The organism is Variovorax sp. Root318D1 (genome assembly GCF_001424835.1).
In the GTDB taxonomy this organism is placed as follows: domain Bacteria; phylum Pseudomonadota; class Gammaproteobacteria; order Burkholderiales; family Burkholderiaceae_C; genus Variovorax.
Genome location: NZ_LMCQ01000012.1, coordinates 405,944 through 427,932, shown reverse-complemented (window position 1 = coordinate 427,932; position 21,989 = coordinate 405,944). Strand labels below are relative to the sequence as shown.

Below are 21,989 nucleotides of genomic sequence, written 5' to 3'. Positions count from 1 at the left end.
CGCCCTCGCCTGTGAGCACAGGCGAGCCGTACCTTTTCATACGACACAGGAGATCTACCGATGCAGAAGGGAAGCCGTCATCGCCGCCAGTTCCTGAAGACCGCCGCAGGTTCCGGATTGGCGGCCCTCACGGGATTGGCCGATGCGCAATCTTTTGAATTCAAGCCCAACCAGCGCTATCCGGATCCCTCGGTGCTGATCCTGGATCCGAGCTTTGCCAGGTACCGCATCTACAGCAGCACCATCGAGCAGGTGGGCACGGGCATGCGTTGGGCGGAGGGTCCGGTGTATTTTCCCGAGGGCGGCTACCTGCTGTGCAGCGACATCCCCAACAACCGGATCATGAAGTACGACGAGAAGACGGGCAGGTTCTCGGTGCACAAGCAGAACGCCAACTTCGCCAATGGCAACACGCGTGATCGCCAGGGCCGCCTCGTCACCTGCGAGCACTCGGTCACGCGCCGCGTGGTGCGCACCGAGAAGGACGGCCGCATGACGGTGCTGGCCGACAGCTTCGAGGGCAAGAAGCTCAATGCGCCCAATGACGTGGTGGTGAGGTCCGACGACACCGTGTGGTTCACCGACCCGACCTTCGGCATCAACGGCGAATGGGAAGGCTCCAGGGCCACGCCGGAACAGGCGACGACCAATGTCTATCGCATTGCAACGGACGGCAAGCTCACCGCGGTGATCACCGATCTGGTGAACCCGAACGGCCTCGCGTTTTCGCCGGACGAGAAGAAGCTCTACGTGGTCGAGTGGAAAGGCACGCCTCACCGCAGCATTTGGAGCTACGACGTGTCAGCCGACGGCACCAGCGTATCGAACAAGACCAAGCTGATCGATGCGGACGGGCCGGGTGCGCTGGACGGATTTCGCGTCGACCGCGACGGCAACCTCTGGTGCGGCTGGGGCTTCAGCGGCGCGTTCGCGCCTGAGCCGACCGACATCGGCGGCGGTATGAAGGCCCACCTGCCGCTCGGAAAGTCGGAGGATTTCGACGGCGTGAAGGTCTTCAACCCGCAAGGCAAGCCGATCGGCTTCATCCGGCTTCCGGAGCGCTGCGCCAATCTCGAGTTCGGCGGGCCGAAGCGCAACCGACTCTACATGGCGAGCAGCCATTCGCTCTATGCACTCTACGTAGAGGCGCACGGAGCGGTTTAGCAATATCGGCTCGATGCGTCGCTACGCGGCCAGCGACGCGATCTCTGACGCCGTCAGCGCACCGTGGTAGATGCGGAAGTCATCGAGCCGGCCGCGCAGGAATGGATCGTTCGAATACTGCGAGCGGCCGAGAAAGTTCTGCGTGGTCTCGCCAAGATCGAACGGGGACAGCGTCATCTGCGCATTGCTGCCGGCCACCGCGCCATCGACGTACAGTGTGCCGAGTGCTCCGGACAGGGTCACGGCCACATGCACCCAGCGGCCGGTGGGCAGCGGCGACGAGCCCTCGATCACCTGGTTGTTGTAGCCATGCACGGTGGTGATCGCATAGCGCACCACGCCAGCGCCGTTGCGTGGCGTCAGCATCATGTAGCGGCGTTGGCCGGAGCCGAAATCGAACACGCGCGACCACGTCGAGATGGCGTCCAGGTACACCCAGCATGCGATCGTGAAGTCGGCCAGGTTCTTCACCGGCGCCGCCGGAAGGCTGACGTAGTCCGCTGCGCTTGCCAGGCCGACGGCGCCGCCCTCGTGCCCCGCTACCCACGCCGCACCGCCCGCGAGTGTGCTGGCAGCAAAGCGGCCCGCCGCATCGGCGGCCAAAGTACCTTGCGCTTCGTCGAACTTGAGCTGCATCAGCAACTCGGCTTTGATGGCGGCCCTTGCCTCGGCCGACGGAGTACTCTCGCCGCCCGCGTTCACCGCCACCACCACGTAGTGCCACACCTCGCCGGCGCTGACGGTACTGTCAGTGAAGGTGAGCGTATCGGTGATGCCCGAGGTGACTGTGGTGTAGGGGCCGCCCGCGTTGGCCGCGCGCTTGACGGTGTAGCTCAGCGCACCGGTGCTGCCCCACCACGACAAATCGACCTGCGCTGCGCGCACCCGCGCCGTGAGCCCGCTCGGCGGCACGAGCGTGGGGATCGGGTCGCGCGTATAGGTGAGCGTTCCGAAGCCCAACTGGTCGCCGTTGTTGCCATCGTTTTCGGGGCGCATCTGGATGGCCTGCAGCGACGTGTAGGGCGTCGCGATGCCAAGCCGGTTCGCGTAGTGGTTGTACACGCTTTCCCAGACGCCGCGCCGGTGCCCTTGGGCGCCGGTCGACAGCACGCTCTGCGTTCCCTGCCTGTTGATGTTGGTGAGGAACGGCACGGTGTAGAAGTCGCCCGAGACATCGCGAAGGTTGGACTTGGCCACGTACTCGGCGCCGGCCAAAAAGCGGTTGTTTTCGTAGCCATAGACGTCGTCGCCCTGGTTCCAGGCCATCTCGCAGAACACGCCCGCCAAGCCGATGCCCAGGGTGCAATGGCCCTGGTCGCGGCCGCTCTCCTGCCACTGGCCAAGGTAGCCCGGATGCACGTGATAGACGGCCTGCAGGCCGGCGCCGTTGCCCTGGCCGGTCTTGTAGTAGCCGAGCGCCTCGTCGTAGAGGTCAGGCCGGTCGCACAGCACGCCGATGGCCAGGATCGAGGCCAGCGTGCATTGATCCCAGTTGGCCCAATAGTTGGTGATTTCGGCGCCGTTGTGGTTGACGAGGAAGTTGTGGTTGAGCGGATAGAACACCGTCAGCATCATGTTCTGGAAGCGTGCAAAGTCGCTTGCCGCCCAGCCCGGATAGGACCGCATGATCTCGGCCGCGTTCGCGAACTGGTGACCGTAGATGCCCGCCGCCAGGAAGCGGTCCGCGTTGCCCTCGATCGAGGTCAGCGTGGACGACCAGGCGTTGAGGAAGACGACCGCTAGATCGGCATAGCGCGTGTCTTGCGACACCTTCCAGCGCAGCGCCAGCTGATAGCTTCGAGCGATGTCGATGTACATCTGCGCAAAGTTCTGGCCGTCTCCGCCGCGAATCACCGTGGCGAGTGGCCGCGGCGTGGCGCCAAGTTGCGAACGGCCATTGGCTTGCAACCTGTTCCAGCCGTCGAGCCAAGGCTGCGCATTGGCCGCGACCTTTGCGCGCATGCGCTCGAAGTCGGCCTCGGTGTGCAAGAGGCCAGGGTGCACGAACTTTCGCGACGTGGATGGCGACGGTGCCGGAGCGGGTGCGTTTTCGGCCGAGGAATCCGTAGGCGCAGCGGGCGCAGCAACCGACGCGGCCGAGGCGTCCTGCGGCGCGGCGGCCACGGTGCCGAAGCCGCCTGCCGCTATGCCACCGCCCCCTCCTCCTCCGCCGCCTCCACATGCGGTGGTGCCGAGCGCGGCCAGGCTCACCGCGCTGATGCAGAAAGCACGTCGGTCTAGAGGAATTTTGTTTTCGCTGTCTTGTGGATGCATGTCGGGATTGGGATTGGTTAGCAATTGTTACCGCAACATGCATGCCAATTGGCGGATGAAACCTTTCCCATTCATTGATCAGCCTTGGTCGGCGCGGCGGCGCGCCGCAGGTGCGTCAAAAATGACAATCGGCGTCACATCGAGCCGCCGATGGGCTCAGGAATGTCACTTGGCAGAGCCAGGGTAGAGTGAGCCTGTGCTGTTGTCTCGAGTTCGAATCGATTTGCCACACCACCTCGACGAGCTTCTTCTCGACGCCCTGCGTACTGCACCGCGCCGATACCGCATGCCACCTTTGCCAGGCAACGCTGAAGCAGCCGTGGCCAGCGGCGCCGACGTCGCGCTCGCCTTCGCAATAGCAGGCGCTTGCCTTGCCAAAGAGCGGCGTCTTCCGCCATCGGCGCAGTCGCAAGAGATGTTCACCTGCGCGCTCGCGCAGTTGATCCGTCAGGCGCTCGCAACGGACGGCGGCGACCCGGCCTTTCAGGCGATCGTGCTGCAGGCGCAAGAGACGGCGGTTCACGAACACGTGCAGCTGCGCAGAGCCCGCGCGGCCGATCAGCGTGCCGTGAGAACCGCAACCAATTCGATCGCGCATCCGGGCAAGCTGCGGCGCATGCCTGCCGGCGCGGTGCGCGAGGCGCTGGCGCGGCTGCATGCGCTGGCGGCGGCGGGCTCTTGGGCAGCACTGGCGCAGGCTGTCGAACGCGCGCTTGCGCAGGGCCTTACCGAACAACCGGAATTGCGCGCGCCACTCGAAGCGATGCGCTCCAGCCCGGCACTGACGCGACTTCAGCGCGGCGACGAATTGCTCCGCCTCGATGCAGTGCGGCGCTACCAGGCACTCTGCGAACGGCGCGGGCCACTGGCGGGCAGCCATGCCGCTGCCGCAAAAGGTCGCACATCGGCGCGCGAGGGCGAGAGGGCCGAGCAGGCGGCCGCCGCAGCGTTCGGCAAGTTGGCCGAGCTGCTGAATCGCCATCGTGAAGGGGCAGCCGGCTATCGCGTGGTGCGCAGTCTTCGAACGCCGCGCGGGTTTCCGGGAACGGCGAACAAGGCCAAGGAAGAGTGGGATGCCGCACTCTTGCATGGTGAACCAGGCGCTGCCGCCGAGCTGATTCTTCTCGCCGAGATCAAGGCGTCGCCTGCTGCGGCGATGTCCGATTTTCCTCGCCTGTTGCGAGGCTTGCGGCGGCTCGCGCATGCAAGCGCCGAAACGGCGTACGCCTTTGCCTCGGCCGATGGCGAGGCACGCTTTCTCGGAGCCTCACTTCGCCAACTCGAACCCGTGGGCCATTTGCTGCCGTCGCACGTGATCTATTGCTGCTCGGCAACGGCCGAGCCGCCGCCGCAGGTGTTGAGTGCGGCGAGCAAGGCCGTGCTGCTCGCAGAGCCCGCCAGCCTCGCCTTCGCGCTCCAGGTGGCGCGCGGGAAATCGCCGCCGCATTCCGCCCTCGCTCCTGTATGGAATGAACTCCAAACCGCGCCGCGGTTACGGGCCGCGCTGCACCAGTACGAGACCGCAGCAAAAGCCCGCGCCGCGATGCTGCATCCCGACGACCTTGTGGCGGCCGTGGAACGAAGCCTTGATCAATCCTGAGTGGCCAGTTCCTTCGCCACGGCGCGGCGGCCCTCGGTGGGCGCAACGTACAGGGCCTGGGTCGGAATGGCGAGCTCGACGCCCAGCCGCTCGAACTCACGCATCATCTGCAGGTTGAGGCGTTGCTGCTCGTCCATGTAGAGACCGTAGTCCGCGCTCGTCACGAAGTAGACGACCTCGAAGTCGAGCGAGCTTTGGCCGAAGGCCTGGAAGTGCACGCGGTCCAGGCGCAGCGCGGGCCGCGATTCGATCAGCCGCTTCACGATGCCCGGGATGGCCTCCAGCTTTTCCGGAGCGCTGCGATAGCTCATGCCAAACTTGAATGCAATGCGCCGCTCGTTCATGCGGCGATAGTTCTTCACCACCTGCTTGAGCAGGTCGGTGTTGCTGATGACGATCTGCTCGCCGGTCAGGCTGCGCAGGCGCGTGGTCTTGAGGCCGATGTGCTCCACCGTTCCGGACATGTCGCCGATGCCGATGGCATCGCCCACCTCGAAGGGCTTGTCGACCGCGATCGAAAGCGACGCGAACAGGTCGCCCAAAATGTTCTGAACAGCCAGTGCGATGGCAATGCCCCCCACGCCAAGGCTGGCCACGAAGGCGGTGATGTTGACGCCCAGGTTCGACAACACCGCGAGCAGCACCACCGCCCAGAGCAGCGTGCGCATCGACCACGACAACAGCACGGCCGACGCACTCACCTGCGTCATGCCTGCAGAGCTGTGGCGCGACTCGTAACGGCGCAGCCCGAAGCTGATGGCCTTGGTGAACCACAGGCCCGTTTGCAGCGCGAGTGCAATGAACCACAGCTGCCCGACACGCTGGTTCCAGCGCTCCGCCAGGTCGAGCATGCCGACGCCGACAAGCAGCGCCGCGAGCAGCAGAAACACGCGGTTGGTACTGCCGAGCACGTCGACCACCATGTCGTCTATGCGGTTGTCGGTGTGCTGCGCAATTTTTCGCATGCGATCGATCACGTAGCGCAGCACGAGCCGCATGGCAAGGTAGGCCGCGAGTGCGGCTGCCATCGCCAGGGCCAGGTCGGTCGCGGGCAACCCCAGCAGCGTCTTGTCGGAGAGGGCGGCAATCGTCTCGTTCATCCGCCGGCGGCCTTCTTCGCGCCGGGCGCGAGATGGTGGTCAATCATGTCGTTCCTTTTTGAAAGCATGTGTTTGCGAATCGGTTTTTTTAGCAACCGCATGCCCATCGCGCGTAAGTAAACGCGCCGCCGTTGCGTGCGCACATGCCGGGCACCCCGCAGGCTCAGCCCTTCGGACGAATGTGGATCTCCGGAAACCGGTCGTCGTAGAACGCGATGCGATCTTTCAGTGCCTTGTGTTCGTCGTACGGGTCTTCATAGGTCCAGACCACGTCATCGAGCTGCCGTTCACCCAGCCTCAAGCTGTAGTAGTTCGCATGGCCCTTGAACGGACATTCGGAAGTGGTCTCCGAGCGCTTCAGCATGTCCATGCGAACGTCGGTGCGTGGAAAGTAGTAGCGCACCGGGGACTTGTCTTCGACCACCTTGATGACGTCTCCTGAGTTGACGACGACAACCCCTTCGACCTCGACCTCCACCGGCTGCTGCAGCTGTTCTTCCCGCACCTGGTGATCAGGCCATTTACGGTGTCCTGGCGACTTGCTCATTTCGCACTCCTGGGTTGGTCGAGGTATCGCTTGAACCAGTCGCGCGCCAACACGGACACGGCGCCCAGAGCGTCGGGCTCCTCGAACAGGTGGGTTGCGCCGGGCACGATCGACAGCCGCTTCTCTGTGTGCAGCGCCGCGAGCGCTTGCCAATTCATGTCGATCACCGGCCCATCGCTGCCACCGACGATCAACAGCGTGGGTGCGCGCACGCGCTCCAGCGAAGGCCCAGCGAGGTCCGGTCGCCCACCGCGGGATACCACCGCATCGACCATGTCGGGCCGCTCGGCGGCCGCCACCAGCGCGGCACCCGCACCGGTGCTGGCGCCGAAATAGCCGATCCTGAGCGCCGCGGTCTCTTCATGCACGCGCAGCCAGTCGGTCAACCCGACGAGCCGATCAGCCAGCATGCCGATGTCGAAACGCAGTTCGCGCGTACGTTCATCGACGGCCTCTTCGTCGGAGGTCAGAAGGTCGACCAGCATCGTCGCGAGCTCGGCCTCGTTGAGGCGCTCGGCGACCTCCCGGTTACGCGGGCTGAAGCGGCTGCTGCCGCTCCCGTGCGCAAACAGCACGATGCCGCGCGCCGCACCCGGCAAGCTCAGATCGGCTTCGAGCGAGACGGATTGGACGCGGATTCGAAGCGTGTGCCGTTCGATGGGGCGGGCCTGGGAAGACATTTCGATTTTCTCGTGCGCGAAACAAACCTTGCCTCGCACATGAGCCACTCTATTTTTCAGGCGCACGCTTTCTGTAGGGTGATGCTCACATCGGCGTAGGTGAAGCGAACCGTTGCATCTTGAAAAAAGGCAAAGGCCGAACGGCAACAGCAAGGGCCAAAGCAAAAAGCCCTTGATCCTGGGGAGGATCAAGGGCTTGGAATTTGGTGGCCTGGGGCGGAATCGAACCACCGACACGCGGATTTTCAATCCGCTGCTCTACCAACTGAGCTACCGGGCCTTGGTGTGCAGCCTTAAATTATACAGCGCTTCTGCGGCCTCTCGAAAGATCGACCCCAAGTTGTTTGAGCTTGCGATAAAGATGGGTCCGCTCGAGGCCTGTCTTCTCGGCCACGCGCGTCATCGAACCGTTCTCCATGGCCAGATGGAATTCAAAGTAGGCCTTCTCGAAGCCGTCGCGCGCATCGCGCAGCGGACGGTCCAGGTCGAAGCTCTGTGTCGATTGCGGCCCGGCGTCGGGCACTGGCACCGCCGCCAGCGAGGCCAGCAGCAGGCTGTCGCCCGTGGTGGTGATGGCGGTCGACGGGTTGACGCCCGCGGGCGGGGGAACGACGCCCGCCGCCGCACGCCTTGCGCTTTCGCGCGCGAGCCCCTGCTCCACGGCCTTGAGCAGCTTCTGCAGGGTGATGGGTTTTTCGAGGAATGCGAAGGCGCCAATACGCGTGGCATCGACCGCCGTGTCGATGGTGGCGTGGCCGCTCATCATGATGACGGGCATGCTCAGGAGGCCAGCGGTGGACCATTCCTTGAGCAGCGTGACGCCGTCAGTGTCGGGCATCCAGATGTCGAGCAGCACGAGGTCGGGCCGTGCGCGTTGCCGCGCGGCCCGTGCTTCGGCGGCGTTTTCGGCGAGCTCCACGTTGTGGCCTTCGTCATTGAGAATTTCGAAGAGCAGGTCCCTAATACCCAGCTCGTCATCGACCACGAGAATGTTTGCCATGAGTGCTGCTTGTCTTGTGCGCTGGTATCTGAATGATGTGTATGGGTCCGCCGGCCTCTCCATCGCCTGGACGCGATGGATTCTTTCGCGCTCAGGCGGCGGAAGACTTCGAATCTTCGGTGTGAGCGGCCGCTGCCCGCGACTCGCCTGCCAGCGCGAATGATAGCGAGACTTGCGCCCCTGCTACAGCCCCATCGACAACGCGGTTGGAAAGCTCGATGCGCGCACCGTGTTCGTCGGCGATCTTCTTGACCACAGCCAGCCCCAGGCCAGTGCCTTTGGTCTTGGTGGTGACGTAGGGCTCGAAGGCGCGCTTGAGGATGTTTTCTGCAAAGCCTGGGCCGCTGTCTTGAACCGTAAGGCGCACGCGCTGGCCCGAATCGCCCAGGCGGGTGCGAATGACGACTTCGCCAGCCCGACCGGTGCTGCTGGCGGCGGCCTCGGCGGCGTCCTGCGCGTTCTGCAGCAGGTTGTGAATGACCTGACGGATCTGCTGGGCGTCGCCGCGGATGGGCGGGCAGCGCTCGTCCAGCTCGGAGCGCAGCGCAATGGGGGCGTTGTCGGCGCCGTAGAGCTGGAGCACGTCGACCAGCAGCGCATTGAGGTCGATCGGCTTGAGATCGGCCGCGGGCAGGCGGGCGTAGTCGCGGAACTCGTTGACCAGACGCTTCATTGCGTCGACCTGGTCAACAATGGTCTTGACCGATTTCACCAGCACGGCTTGCTCGGGCGGAGCAACCTTGCCGGAGAGCTTCATCTCGAGCCGCTCGGCCGAAAGCTGGATGGGTGTCAGCGGATTCTTGATTTCGTGCGCCAGGCGGCGTGCGACTTCGCCCCAGGCTTGCGCGCGCTGGGCCGAGACGATCTCTGAGATGTCGTCGAACACCAGCAGCCGGGCGGCACCGGGCAGCTCCGCACCGCGCGCGACGATGTTGATGGCGCTGTCCTGCTGCGGCAGATCGATGCCGGTGGCGTGCAGCTCGAAGGCGTGCTGCCAGTGGTCGAGGCCGTGCTGCAAGCGCTCGACCTGGAATTCGTCGAACTGCTGCTGCACGCTGTTGCCGAAATCGGCCAGCCCGGGCACTTGGGCAAGCGGCATTCCCTCGTAAGCTGCCAGCGGGGCGCGCAACACGCGGGTGGCGCCGGGGTTGGTGGACAGTATGGTGCCCTTGGCGTCGAGCACGATCACGCCCGAGGTCAGGTTGTCCAGAATGGTCTGCAGGTTGGCGCGGGCGGCGTCGAGCTGACCCATGGTTTTTTCGACCGCACCGCGGGCATCGGCCAGCTGCTGCGTCATGACAGCAAAGGAACGCGTGAGGCCGCCCAACTCGTCTTTTCCCTGCAGAACGGTGGTCGGCCGCAGATCGCCGGCGGCCACCTGGCGCACGCCGTCGGCCAGCACAAGCAGCGGCCGCGCCAGCTGGTTGCCGAACAGCACCGCCAGCAGCACGGCGCCGAACACGGCCAGGAACAGGCTCAGCGTGAGGGTGCCGATGTACATCCGCCGGAGGCCTTCGCGCGCCAGGGCCCGCTCCTGGTACTCGCGGTTGGCCTCCTGCACGGCGAGCGCATTGGCCACCACGGCGGGCGGCAGCGGCTGCGTGACCTGCAGGAAGCGCGGCGCGGTGTCGAAGTCGAAGCCCGGGCGTTGCACCATGGCCAGCGCGCGGACGCTGGCAGGAGGCAGGGTGGCGCCCGGCGGCGCCGTTTCGTCCAGGCCTTCGATGTGGGCAATGGCACGGTCGGCCCGCACCTGCCGCAGCTGCTGGCTGGTCGGCCGCTCCGGGTTGAGCTGGAATCGCGAAGTGCCCGCGCTGGCCACGAGCTGGCCGGTGCCGGTCCAGAGCACCACGTCGGAAGCCTGGAGCTGGTCGCGGATGCGCTCCAGAACCAGGCCGGCGCTTGCGTCGGGCACCTGCACCAGCTGCGCGCTGGCTGCGCGCGTCTTGGCGGCCAGGTCGTCGGAGAGCGAATCGAGCGTGGCTCGGCCCAGGTTCAGGCCGGCATCGAGCGCACCTTCGACCTTGACGTCGAACCAGCTCTCGATCGACCGCGCGACGAACTGGTAGGACACCACATAGACCAGCGCACCCGGCACCACGCCCACCAGCGCGAAGATGGCGGCCAGCTTGATGAGCAGCCGGCTGCCGAACTTGCCCTGGCGCAAGCGCCGCAACAGGCGGAACGCGACCCAGCCGATCACCAGCACCAGCAGCACCGCCACCACCACGTTGATGCCGAAAAGACGTACGTAATAGCGCTCGTACAGGGCGCGGTTGTTGGTGGCTTGCGCCAGCAGGAACATCAACACGAGGCCAATGGCCGTGACCAGCGCGGCGCCAACGCCAACGGCCCAGCGCATGGCGCGTGCGCGGCGGGCGGCGGGAGTGGCCGCTGCGCCGCTGCGCGGTTTGGTGCTCACCGCTGTTTCTCCAGGGGCAGCTTGGCGCTGCGTTCGACGACGATGTTCCAGTCGGCCTGTCCGACCACGCCGATCTGGAACGGGCGCGGCAGCTGCGAAGTGTCGAGCCGGAAACGGAACACCACCTGTTGCGCAGGCTCGTCGCCGATCTCGGCCGCATCGCCCAGCCGCAGCCGGCCGATGCGCTTGACGGCGTCCATGGCGTCGGCAAGGCTGTCGAAGTTCTGGTTCAGCGAGACGCCGAAGCCCGCTGCGCCGGTGATTGGCACGGGCGACACGTTGAGCCGCCAGCGGCGCGTGAGCGGCTGGTAGGCCAGCCGCATGTGTCGCGTGACCTGTGCCACCTTGCGGTCGGTCCAGTACCAGCGCTCGTGAAAAACCTCGGCCTCGGCCACGAAATAGATGGCAATCCCCTTGTCGAGCACCTCCTCGACCAGCGATGGCAGCTCGAACTGCACGGCCGCGGTGAGATAGATGCCGTCGTCGGCCTGCTCCAGGCGCATCTGGGTGACCGACGCCGCGGCGCGCCCTTGCGCGGCCGCGGGAAGGGGCAGCCAGCTCAGCAGCAGCACGCAGGCTAGCAGCAGCGCCGCCAACACCGTGGCGCCGCGCGGCCCGCTGCGCTCAGCGCGGGCGTTTTTCAAGCAGGGCGTAGAAGAAGCCGTCGTGGTCACCTGAGGCATTGTCCGGGACGGCGCGGGCATTCGCCCCGCTTTGGGGAAGCAAATGGCCTGGCGACGCCTTCAATCGGGCATCGGTGTTGTGCGCAAGAAACGCATCGATTTGTTGCGAGCCCTCTTCCCGGAACACCGAACAGGTGCAATAAAGCAGCCGGCCGCCGGGCTTGACCAGCGGCCAGAGCGCCGCGAGCAAGGCCGCCTGCTGGACCGCGAGCTGCGACGTGTCGCTCTCGCGCCGCAGCCAGCGCACGTCGGGGTGCCGCCGGACGATGCCCGACGCCGTGCAGGGCGCATCGAGCAGGATGGCGTCGAAAGGCGTGCCGTCCCACCATGCGGACGGCCGGGCGGCGTCAGCCACCACCACCTTGGCGGCCAGACTGAGGCGGCCCAGGGTCTCGTCGATGCGCCGGCTGCGTACCGCGTCGACTTCGAGGGCCGTGACCTCGACGGCCTCCGGACCGGCAAACTCCAGCAGGTGCGCCGTCTTGCCGCCCGGGGCGGCGCAGGCATCGAGCACGCGCAGCGGCGCGGAGCCTGCCGCGGGAAGCATCCCTTCGAGCAGCAGGGGCGCCGCCATCTGCGCGGCTGCGTCCTGAACCGAGCATTCGCCGTCCGCGAAGCCCGGCAGCTGCTGAACCGGCCGGGCGCGCGCCAGCTGCAGGCCGGCGGATCCCACGCGTACCGCTGCCAAACCCACGGCTTCCAGCGCCAATTGGTAGGAAGCAACCGTGGTCTTCCGCAAATTGACACGCAGGGTCATCGGGGCGTGGGCGTTGTCGGCCGTGAGAACGCGCTGCCAATCGCGCGGATGGTCGCGTTTGAGCCGCTCGATCCACCAGCGCGGGTGATTCCACTGCGCCACCGGCTCATGGTCGGTGGCGGCCACGAGCTCATCGCGTTCGCGCAGGAAGCGGCGTAGGCAGGCATTGATGAAACTGGCTTGCGCCCGCGTGGCCGGATTGCGCTTTGCAGCCTCGACCGTCTGGTCGACCAGCGTGAATGGCTCGTACGGGGCGTGCTGAGCATCCCAGGCCAGCGCCAATGCGGTGCACAGCAAGGCGTCTGGCAGCGGCGGCGGCGTGCGCTTGGCAAGATGGCGGCGCAAAGCCTCGGCCCGGCCGAGCCAGCGCAGCACCTGGAAGCCGAGCGCTTGCACGCCCGGGCGCATGGCCGGCTCCACCGCTTCGAACGCGGCGGTGCCCGAGCTGCCGGCGCGAATCGACGCCAGCGCCGCGGCAGTCAGCTGCAGTTGGCGCCAGAGCGGGGGGTGCAGCAGCGGTGCGTTGCTGCCGCCTGGATGATCGGAAGATAGTTCTGGCAAGTTGAGGCGATGGTAACGGGCCGGCAATACGCACAAAGCCGCGGAGATCAAGAAAGAAGAAGGCGTTTGCCGGCGATTCGAAAAAAACCTCAGAGCAAGGGCGCGGCCGGACGCAAACGCACCATCCATGCCACCAGCAATGCCGGAAACTGGACGATGGCGGCGTTGTACTGCTCCACCGCCAGGTTGAACTGGCTGCGGGCAATTTCCGCTGCGGCCGAAGGTTCGGGCCAGGCCATGGGCTCGACCGCGCTGGACCATCCGGATCCGGCATCGGGCCCGGCGCCGCTCGATAGCAGCGGCGCCGGGCGCGAGAGCGTGCCGTCAGCGTCGAAGACCGTCACAGCGTCCGGGTGCTGGCGCTGCCATGCGGAAATCAGCACCTGCAGCGCCGTCGCCAGCGCAGCCATGCCGCCCGGGTCGAGCGGATGCAGCCGGGTCGCGCCCAGCAGCGTGGCCAGTTGGGTGGCGGCAGCCTGCAGCGGCGCCACCGCCGAAGAATGGCCGGGCGACGGCGCATCTTTTTCGGGCTCGGCGGCCGCGATGCTGGCCAGGACGAAGTCCAGCTGCTTTCGGAGCGCGGCATCGAGCGTGGCGTAGGCCTGGAGTACGGCGGCGCGCAGGCGCACCAGCCTGTTGTAGGCCCCCACGAACCAGAACAACAGCACCGCGACAACGATCCAGCTGGCAAGCGAATCGGGCAATGCGCTCATCGGCAAAAACACTTCATGGAAAAAACGACTCAAAGAAAAACGCCCCCCAACCGGATTCGGTCGGGGGGCGTCGGATACCGGTCATGGCCGGTGATGCTAACCAGTTATTCGGACGCGGCGCCTTCGCTGGCGTCGGCCGTGCTGGAAACATCGCTGGTCGAACCGGCCAGTTCGGCGGCTTCGGATTCGGCGATGGCGCGGCGCTCGGCCTCGTCCATCTGATCCTTGACCTTGCGTGCCTGGTGGTACGCCATGCCGGTGCCCGCGGGAATCAGGCGGCCGACGATGACGTTTTCCTTCAGGCCGCGCAATTCGTCGCGCTTGCCCATGATCGCGGCTTCGGTCAGCACGCGCGTCGTTTCCTGGAACGAAGCGGCCGAGATGAACGAGTCGGTCGAGAGCGATGCCTTCGTGATACCCAGCAGCAGGTTGGTGAACGTGGCGGGCAGCTTTCCTTCGGCGCGCAGGGCGTCGTTGGTGTTGAGCATTTCGCTGCGTTCGACCTGTTCGCCGGAGATGTAGCTCGTATCGCCGATGTTGTCGACAACGACGCGGCGCAGCATCTGGCGAACGATCACCTCGATGTGCTTGTCGTTGATCTTCACACCTTGCAAACGGTACACGTCCTGCACTTCGTCCACGATGTAGCGCGCGAGTTCTTCCGAACCCAGCAGACGCAGGATGTCCTGCGGGTCCGCCGGACCGTCGACCACGCTTTCGCCCTTGTTCACCACCTGGCCTTCGTGCACCAGGATGTTCTTTTCCTTCGGCACGAGGTCTTCGTAGACGCCGCCTTCCGGATCGGTGATCTGCAGGCGAATCTTGCCCTTCGTCTCTTTACCGAACGACACGGTACCGGTCATTTCGGCCAGCATGCCCTTGTCCTTCGGCGAACGGGCTTCGAACAACTCGGCAACGCGCGGCAGACCGCCGGTAATGTCGCGGGTCTTCTGGCCTTCGACCGGAATACGCGCCAGCACCTCGCCGGGGCCCACGTCCTGGCCGTCGCGGATCTGCACCAGAGCGCCGATCGGGAAGCCGATCGTCACCGAGTGGTCGGTACCCGGGATCTTCACTTCGGCGCCGGAGGCGTCGATGAGCTTCACCTGCGGGCGCACGACCTTGGCAGCGCCGCGGCGCTTCGGGTCGATCACGACCAGGGTCGACAGACCGGTCACTTCGTCCACCTGCTTGGCGACCGTGAGGCCTTCCTCGACGTTCTCGAACTGCGTCTTGCCGGCGAACTCGGTGATGATGGGGCGCGTCAGCGGATCCCAGTTGGCAAGCACGTGGCCGGCCTTGATCTGCTGGTCGGCCTTGACCGCCAGGATCGCGCCGTACGGCACCTTGTGGCGCTCGCGCTCGCGGCCGTGTTCGTCATGAATGACGATCTCGCCCGAACGTGCAATCACCACCAGCTCGTTCTTGCTGTTGGTCACATAGCGCATCGTGGCGTTGAAGCCGATCGTGCCGTTGGACTTGGCTTCGACGCTCGATGCCACTGCCGCACGCGATGCCGCACCACCGATGTGGAACGTACGCATCGTGAGCTGCGTGCCGGGTTCGCCGATCGACTGCGCCGCGATCACACCGACGGCTTCGCCGATGTTGATCAGGCCGCCGCGGCCCAGGTCGCGGCCGTAGCAGGTCGCGCAAATGCCGAAGCGGGTTTCGCAGGTCAGCGCGGTACGCACCTTGACCTCGTCGACGCCTTGCGCCTCGAGCTCTTCGATGTTGTCCTCGTCGAACATCTCGCCGGCCTTCAGCAGCACCGAACGGTTTTCCGGATGCAGCACGTCGTCTGCAGCCGAACGGCCGAGGATACGGTCGCGCAGCGATTCGATCACTTCACCGCCTTCGACGATGGCGCGCATCAGGTAGCCGCCGTGCGTACCGCAGTCCTGCTCGGTAACCACCAGGTCTTGCGTCACGTCGACCAGACGACGGGTCAGGTAACCCGAGTTCGCGGTCTTCAGTGCCGTGTCGGCCAGACCCTTACGGGCACCGTGGGTGGAGATGAAGTACTCCAGCACGTTCAGGCCTTCGCGGAAGTTCGCGGTAATGGGCGTCTCGATGATCGAGCCGTCAGGCTTGGCCATCAGACCCCGCATACCGGCCACCTGGCGAATCTGCGCCGCGGAACCGCGGGCGCCGGAGTCGGCCATCATGTAGATGGAGTTGAAAGACTCCTGCTCCACTTCCTTGCCGTGGCGGTCGATGACCTTCTGCTTGGACAGCTTGGCCATCATGACCTTCGACACTTCGTCGCCGGCCTTGCCCCAGATGTCCACCACCTTGTTGTAGCGTTCGCCGGAGGTCACGAGACCCGAGACGTACTGCTGCTCGATCTCCTTCACTTCCTTGGCGGAGCGCTCGATGATGCCGTGCTTTTCAGCGGGCACCAGCATGTCGTCGATGGCGATCGAGATACCGGCCTTCGTCGCGAGACGGAAACCGTTCTGCAGCAGCTTGTCGGCGAACACCACGGTCTCTTTCAGGCCGCACTTGCGGAACGAGACGTTGATGAGCTTGGAGATTTCCTTCTTCTTCAGCGCCTTGTTGATGTTCGAGAACGGCAGGCCCTTCGGCAGGATCTCGGACAGCAGCGCGCGGCCCACGGTGGTGTCCACAAGCGACGTGGACGGCGGGAACTCACCCGTTTCCTTGTCCTTGGTGTACTCCGTGATGCGCACGGCAACCTTGGCGGTCAGTTCGACTTCGTTGGCGTCGAGCGCGCGCTGCACTTCACCGATGTCGGAGAAGATCAGGCCCTCGCCCTTGCCGTTGATGCGGTCGCGGGTCGTGTAGTACAGACCCAGCACCACGTCCTGCGAAGGAACGATCGACGGTTCGCCCGAAGCGGGGAACAGCACGTTGTTGGAGGCCAGCATCAGCGTGCGGGCTTCCATCTGCGCTTCCACCGACAGCGGCACGTGAACGGCCATCTGGTCGCCGTCGAAGTCGGCATTGAACGCCGCGCAAACCAGCGGGTGCAGCTGGATGGCCTTGCCTTCGATCAGGATCGGCTCGAACGCCTGGATGCCCAAACGGTGCAGCGTAGGCGCACGGTTCAGCATGACCGGGTGTTCCTTGATCACTTCTTCCAGGATGTCCCAGACCACCGGCGTACCGGATTCGACTTCCTTCTTGGCAGCCTTGATCGTGGTCGCGATGCCCATGGCTTCGAGGCGCGAGAAGATGAAAGGCTTGAACAGCTCGAGCGCCATCAGCTTGGGCAGGCCGCACTGGTGCAGCTTGAGCGTCGGGCCCACCACGATGACCGAACGGCCCGAGTAGTCGACGCGCTTGCCCAGCAGATTCTGGCGGAAGCGGCCGCTCTTGCCCTTGATCATGTCGGCCAGCGACTTGAGTGCGCGCTTGTTGGCGCCCGTCATGGCCTTGCCGCGGCGGCCGTTGTCCAGCAGCGAGTCGACAGCCTCTTGCAGCATCCGCTTTTCGTTGCGCGCGATGATTTCCGGAGCCTTGAGCTCCAAGAGGCGGCGCAGGCGCGAATTGCGGTTGATGACGCGGCGGTACAGGTCGTTCAGGTCGGAGGTCGCAAAGCGGCCGCCGTCCAGCGGCACCAGCGGACGCAGGTCCGGCGGCAGCACGGGCAGCACTTCGAGCACCATCCACTGGGGCTTGATGCCCGACTTGCGGAAGGCCTCGAGCACCTTGAGGCGCTTGGAGTTCTTCTTGACCTTGACTTCGGAGCCGGTCAGGTCGCCGCGCAGGCGTTCGATCTCGCTGTCGAGTTCGATGCCTTCGAGCAGGTCCTTGATGCCTTCGGCGCCCATCTTGGCAACGAATTCATCGCCGAATTCCTTGCGCTTCGCGTCGTAGTCGTCCTCGGACATGATGCCGAACTTCTTCAGCGGGGTCATGCCGGGGTCGGTGATCACGTAGGCTTCGAAGTACAGCACGCGTTCGATGTCGCGCAGCGTCATGTCGAGCACCAGGCCCAGACGCGACGGCAGTGACTTCAGGAACCAGATGTGCGCGCAGGGCGCGGCCAGGTCGATGTGGCCCATGCGCTCGCGGCGCACCTTGGTCTGCGTGACTTCAACGCCGCACTTCTCGCAGATCACGCCGCGGTGCTTCAGGCGCTTGTACTTGCCGCACAGGCACTCGTAGTCCTTGATGGGGCCGAAGATCTTGGCGCAGAAGAGACCGTCGCGCTCGGGCTTGAACGTGCGGTAGTTGATCGTCTCAGGCTTCTTCACCTCGCCGAAAGACCACGAACGGATCTTCTCGGGCGAAGCCATGCCGATCTTGATGGCATCGAAATGCTCATCGGGTGTGAACTGCTTGAACAGGTCGAGTAGCGATTTCATGTGACTCTTTCCTCTTCTGATTACGAACGCTCGAGCTCGATGTCGAGACCCAGCGAACGGATTTCCTTGACCAGCACGTTGAACGATTCCGGCATGCCGGCTTCGATCGTGTGTTCGCCCTTGACGATGCTTTCGTACACCTTGGTACGGCCTTGCACGTCGTCGGACTTCACGGTCAGCATTTCCTGCAGGACGTAGGCGGCGCCGTAAGCTTCCAGCGCCCACACTTCCATCTCACCGAAACGCTGGCCGCCGAACTGCGCCTTGCCGCCCAGCGGCTGCTGCGTAACCAGCGAGTACGGGCCGGTCGAGCGGGCGTGCATCTTGTCGTCCACCAAGTGGTGCAGCTTCAAGAAGTGCATGTAGCCCACGGTGACGGGACGCTCGAACTGGTCGCCGGTGCGGCCGTCGTACAGGTAGGCTTGCGTGCGGGTGTCGGTCAGGCCCTTGAGCTTGGCGATGTCGTCCGGATAGGCGAGCTTCAGCATGCCGCGGATTTCTTCTTCCGAGGCACCGTCGAACACCGGCGTCGCAAAGGTTGCGCCGCTGGAGAGGTTCTCCGCCATTTCGAGCACGTCGGTGTCGCTCAGCTTGCTGAGGTCTTCCTTGCGGCCCGAACCGTTGTACAGCAGCTCCATGAACTTACGCAGCTCGGCCACCTTGGCCTCTTGCTGCAGCAGGTCGCCGATGCGCTGGCCAATGCCCTTGCCGGCCCAGCCCAAATGCACTTCGAGCACCTGGCCCACGTTCATCCGCGAAGGCACGCCCAGCGGATTCAGGCAGATGTCGCACGGCGTGCCGTCGGCCATGTGGGGCATGTCTTCGACCGGAACGATCTTGGACACCACACCCTTGTTGCCGTGGCGGCCGGCCATCTTGTCGCCGGGTTGCAGGCGGCGCTTGACGGCCAGGTAGACCTTGACCATCTTGAGCACGCCCGCGGGCAGCTCGTCGCCCTGCGTGAGCTTCTTGCGCTTTTCTTCGAACGCGAGGTCGAAGCTGTGGCGCGTCTGCTCGAGCGAGTTCTTGATCGACTCGAGTTGGGTTGCCACTTCGTCGTCCGCCGGGCGGATGTCGAACCAGTGGAACTTCTCGACCGACGACAGGTAGGCCTTGTCGAGCTTGGTGCCCTTGGCCAGCTTGTTCGGGCCACCATTGGCGACCTTGCCGGTCAAGAGCTTCTCGATACGGTCGAACGCGTCGGCTTCGACGATGCGAAGCTGGTCGTTCAGGTCGAGGCGGAAGCGCTTCAGCTCGTCGTCGATGATCTGCTGGGCGCGCTTGTCGCGCGTGATGCCTTCGCGGGTGAACACCTGAACGTCGATCACAGTGCCTTGCGAGCCCTGGTCCACGCGCAGCGAGGTGTCCTTCACGTCGGAAGCCTTTTCGCCGAAGATGGCGCGAAGCAGCTTCTCTTCAGGCGTCAGCGTGGTCTCGCCCTTCGGCGTGACCTTGCCCACCAGCGTGTCGCCGGGCTGCACTTCGGCGCCGACATAGATGATGCCGGATTCGTCGAGGCGGTTGAGCTGCTGCTCGGCCAGGTTCGGGATGTCGCGCGTGATTTCTTCGGCACCCAGCTTGGTGTCGCGAGCCATCACCACCAGTTCCTCGATGTGGATCGAGGTGTAGCGGTCTTCCGCAACGACGCGTTCCGAGATCAGGATCGAGTCTTCGAAGTTGTAGCCGTTCCAGGGCATGAACGCGATCAGCATGTTCTGGCCGAGGGCCAGTTCGCCGAGGTCGGTCGATGCACCGTCGGCCACGACGTCGCCCTTGGCGATCTTGTCGCCGCGCTTGACGATCGGACGCTGGTGGATGTTGGTGTTCTGGTTCGAACGCTGATACTTGATCAGGTTGTAGATGTCCACACCGACTTCACCGGCTGCCGCTTCGGCGTCGTTCACGCGCACCACGATGCGGGTCGCGTCGACGTAATCCACGATACCGCCGCGAGTGGCCGTGACCACGGTGCCCGAGTCGACCGCGGAGACGCGCTCGATACCGGTACCGACCATCGGCTTCTCGGGGCGCAGCACCGGCACGGCCTGGCGCTGCATGTTGGCGCCCATCAGCGCGCGGTTCGCGTCGTCGTGCTCCAGGAACGGCACGAGCGAGGCGGCCACCGACACGATCTGCGCGGGCGACACGTCCATGTACTGGATGCGCTCGGCACCGACCAGGATCGATTCGCCGGCTTCACGCGCCGAGACCAGGTCGCCGGTCAGCTTGCCGTCCTTGTCCAGGACCGCATTGGCCTGGGCGATGACGTACTTGCCTTCTTCGATGGCCGACAGGTAGTCGATATCGTTGGTGACCTTGCTGTCCACCACGCGACGGTACGGCGTCTCGATGAAGCCGTATTCGTTCAGGCGGGCGTACAGGGCCAGCGAGTTGATCAGGCCGATGTTCGGGCCTTCAGGCGTTTCGATCGGGCACACGCGGCCGTAGTGGGTCACGTGCACGTCGCGCACTTCGAAGCCTGCACGCTCGCGCGTCAAACCGCCCGGGCCAAGGGCCGACACGCGGCGCTTGTGGGTGATTTCGGACAGCGGGTTCGTCTGGTCCATGAACTGCGACAGCTGCGAGGCGCCGAAGAATTCCTTCAGCGCGGCCGAGATCGGCTTGCTGTTGATCAGGTCGTGCGGCATCAGCGGCTCTTGCTCCGCTTGACCCAGACGTTCCTTCACGGCCTTCTCGATGCGGGCCAGGCCGGTGCGGTACTGGTTCTCGGCCAGTTCGCCGACGCAACGCACGCGGCGGTTGCCCAGGTGGTCGATGTCGTCGACTTCGCCGTTGCCGTTGCGCAGGTCCACGAGGATCTTGACCACGGCCAGGATGTCTTCGTTGGTCAGCACCATCGGGCCGGTCGATTCGTCGCGGCCGACCTTGGCGTTGAACTTCATGCGGCCGACGCGCGACAGGTCGTACGTGTCCGGGTTGTAGAACAGGCGCTGGAACAAGGCTTGCACAGCGTCTTCCGTCGGCGGCTCGCCGGGGCGCATCATGCGGTAGATGGCCACGCGGGCTGCGAACTCGTCCACCGTCTCGTCGATGCGCAGGGTTTGCGAGATGTACGCGCCCTGGTCGAGTTCGTTGGTGTAGATCACCTGGATGTCTTGCACGCCGGCCGTGCGCAGCTTCTTCAGCAGCGCTTCGGTCAGTTCGTCGTTGGCCTTGGCCAGAATTTCGCCGGAGTCGGCGTCGACGATGTTGCGAGCGATGACGCGGCCGACCAGGAAGTCTTCCGGCACGCTGATGTGCGTGGTGCCCGACTGCTCGAGTTCACGCGTGTGGCGCGCGGTGACGCGCTTGTCCTTGGCGACCACGACCTTGCCCGACTTGTCGGTGATGTCGAAGCGCGCGACTTCGCCGCGCAGGCGCTCGGAGACGAACTCCATCTGCGCGCCGCTGTCCATCAGGCGGAAGTTGTCGTTCACGAAGAAGTTCGCGAGGATCGATTCCGGGTTCAGGCCGATGGCCTTCAGCAGGATCGTGACCGGCATCTTGCGGCGGCGGTCGACGCGGAAGTACAGCATGTCCTTCGGGTCAAACTCGAAGTCGAGCCACGAACCGCGGTAGGGAATCACGCGGGCCGAGAACAGGAGCTTGCCCGAGCTGTGCGTCTTGCCCTTGTCGTGTTCGAAGAACACGCCCGGCGAACGGTGCAGCTGCGAGACGATCACGCGCTCGGTGCCGTTGATGATGAAGGAACCCTTTTCGGTCATGAGCGGCACTTCGCCCATGTAGACCTCTTGTTCCTTCACTTCCTTGACCACCTTCGACTGCGAGGTCGACGACTCGCGGTCATAGATGATGAGCTGCACCTTGGCGCGCACGGCCGAGGCGAAGGTCAGGCCACGGGTCTGGCACTCGCGCACGTCGAAAGCGGGCTTCGCGAGGTTGTACTCGAGGAACTTCATCTCGACAAAACCATTGTGCGAGACGATCGGGAACGCGGCGTCGAACGCGGCCTGCAGGCCTTCGACGGTGCGTTGCTTGGGGGGAATGCCAGCTTGCAGGAACGCGGTGTACGCGTCTTTCTGCATCTGCAGGAGGTAGGGGATTTCTACGACGCTGTCGCGGTTACCGAAACTTTTTCGGATGCGCTTGCGTTCGGTGTAACTGTACGCGGACGATTGGGCCATGAGAGCTCC

General features: G+C 64.9%; 13 protein-coding genes and 1 tRNA gene. 2 read left to right on the top strand and 12 right to left on the bottom strand.

Annotation, left to right across the window (positions count from 1 at the left end; all coding sequences use genetic code 11):
* Positions 1-60 precede the first annotated feature (60 nt).
* Entirely contained in the window at positions 61-1,164 is a 1,104-nt protein-coding gene (locus ASC78_RS12155; protein WP_055801233.1) for an SMP-30/gluconolactonase/LRE family protein, read from the top strand.
* Positions 1,165-1,185: 21 nt separating this feature from the next.
* Here the strand turns inward: ASC78_RS12155 and ASC78_RS12150 are convergent, their stop codons facing one another.
* Positions 1,186-3,438: a LamG-like jellyroll fold domain-containing protein gene (locus ASC78_RS12150; protein WP_055801230.1), complete on the bottom strand. Its 2,253-nt coding sequence runs from the start codon at positions 3,436-3,438 to the stop codon at positions 1,186-1,188.
* Positions 3,439-3,757: 319 nt separating this feature from the next.
* Between ASC78_RS12150 and ASC78_RS12145 the strand changes: the two genes are divergently transcribed.
* Positions 3,758-5,038, top strand: a complete 1,281-nt coding sequence (locus tag ASC78_RS12145; protein ID WP_235505068.1) for a hypothetical protein — start codon at positions 3,758-3,760, stop codon at positions 5,036-5,038.
* Here the strand turns inward: ASC78_RS12145 and ASC78_RS12140 are convergent.
* From ASC78_RS12140 to rpoB, 11 genes are all read right to left on the bottom strand, one after another.
* Complete coding sequence (locus ASC78_RS12140) at positions 5,029-6,138, bottom strand: mechanosensitive ion channel family protein (protein ID WP_055801227.1); 1,110 nt, start codon at positions 6,136-6,138, stop codon at positions 5,029-5,031. The two genes, ASC78_RS12145 and ASC78_RS12140, sit on opposite strands and share 10 nt — an antisense overlap.
* A 163-nt stretch (positions 6,139-6,301) precedes the next feature.
* Positions 6,302-6,685, bottom strand: coding sequence for a DUF427 domain-containing protein (locus ASC78_RS12135; protein ID WP_055801224.1), 384 nt, complete (start codon positions 6,683-6,685; stop codon positions 6,302-6,304).
* Positions 6,682-7,344, bottom strand: a complete 663-nt coding sequence (locus ASC78_RS12130; RefSeq protein ID WP_200934306.1) for a dienelactone hydrolase family protein — start codon at positions 7,342-7,344, stop codon at positions 6,682-6,684. The genes ASC78_RS12135 and ASC78_RS12130 overlap by 4 nt, the downstream gene beginning before the upstream one ends.
* 225 nt (positions 7,345-7,569) lie before the next feature.
* Positions 7,570-7,645, bottom strand: a tRNA-Phe gene (locus ASC78_RS12125).
* Between the two features lie 18 nt (positions 7,646-7,663).
* A complete protein-coding gene (locus ASC78_RS12120; RefSeq protein ID WP_055801217.1) occupies positions 7,664-8,365 on the bottom strand; it encodes a response regulator in 702 nt (233 codons plus the stop codon).
* A 91-nt stretch (positions 8,366-8,456) separates the two neighbouring features.
* A complete protein-coding gene (locus ASC78_RS12115) occupies positions 8,457-10,787 on the bottom strand; it encodes a sensor histidine kinase (RefSeq protein ID WP_055801215.1) in 2,331 nt (776 codons plus the stop codon).
* Positions 10,784-11,431: a DUF4390 domain-containing protein gene (locus ASC78_RS12110; RefSeq protein WP_055801211.1), complete on the bottom strand. Its 648-nt coding sequence runs from the start codon at positions 11,429-11,431 to the stop codon at positions 10,784-10,786. The genes ASC78_RS12115 and ASC78_RS12110 overlap by 4 nt, the downstream gene beginning before the upstream one ends.
* On the bottom strand, positions 11,412-12,740 hold the full coding sequence (rsmB, locus tag ASC78_RS12105) for a 16S rRNA (cytosine(967)-C(5))-methyltransferase RsmB (RefSeq protein WP_055802128.1): 1,329 nt from the start codon (positions 12,738-12,740) through the stop codon (positions 11,412-11,414). Before rsmB ends, ASC78_RS12110 begins: the two co-directional genes overlap by 20 nt.
* Positions 12,741-12,877: 137 nt before the next feature.
* Positions 12,878-13,501, bottom strand: coding sequence for a LemA family protein (locus ASC78_RS12100; RefSeq protein ID WP_055801207.1), 624 nt, complete (start codon positions 13,499-13,501; stop codon positions 12,878-12,880).
* A 104-nt stretch (positions 13,502-13,605) separates the two neighbouring features.
* Positions 13,606-17,835 carry a DNA-directed RNA polymerase subunit beta' gene (rpoC, locus tag ASC78_RS12095; protein WP_055801204.1) on the bottom strand — a complete coding sequence of 1,410 codons (4,230 nt, stop codon included), beginning with the start codon at positions 17,833-17,835 and terminating at the stop codon, positions 13,606-13,608.
* Between the two features lie 20 nt (positions 17,836-17,855).
* A complete protein-coding gene (gene rpoB / locus ASC78_RS12090; protein ID WP_055801201.1) occupies positions 17,856-21,980 on the bottom strand; it encodes a DNA-directed RNA polymerase subunit beta in 4,125 nt (1,374 codons plus the stop codon).
* Positions 21,981-21,989: the final 9 nt, after the last annotated feature.

Bases quoted from the DNA above. Each gene is read 5' to 3' on its own strand.
- ASC78_RS12155 (WP_055801233.1), top strand. From the start codon at position 61: ATGCAGAAGGGAAGCCGTCATCGCCGCCAGTTCCTGAAGACCGCCGCA.
- ASC78_RS12150 (WP_055801230.1), bottom strand. From the start codon at position 3,438: ATGCATCCACAAGACAGCGAAAACAAAATTCCTCTAGACCGACGTGCT.
- ASC78_RS12140 (WP_055801227.1), bottom strand. From the start codon at position 6,138: ATGAACGAGACGATTGCCGCCCTCTCCGACAAGACGCTGCTGGGGTTG.
- ASC78_RS12135 (WP_055801224.1), bottom strand. From the start codon at position 6,685: ATGAGCAAGTCGCCAGGACACCGTAAATGGCCTGATCACCAGGTGCGG.
- ASC78_RS12120 (WP_055801217.1), bottom strand. From the start codon at position 8,365: ATGGCAAACATTCTCGTGGTCGATGACGAGCTGGGTATTAGGGACCTG.
- ASC78_RS12100 (WP_055801207.1), bottom strand. From the start codon at position 13,501: ATGAGCGCATTGCCCGATTCGCTTGCCAGCTGGATCGTTGTCGCGGTG.
- rpoC (WP_055801204.1), bottom strand. From the start codon at position 17,835: ATGAAATCGCTACTCGACCTGTTCAAGCAGTTCACACCCGATGAGCAT.
- rpoB (WP_055801201.1), bottom strand. From the start codon at position 21,980: ATGGCCCAATCGTCCGCGTACAGTTACACCGAACGCAAGCGCATCCGA.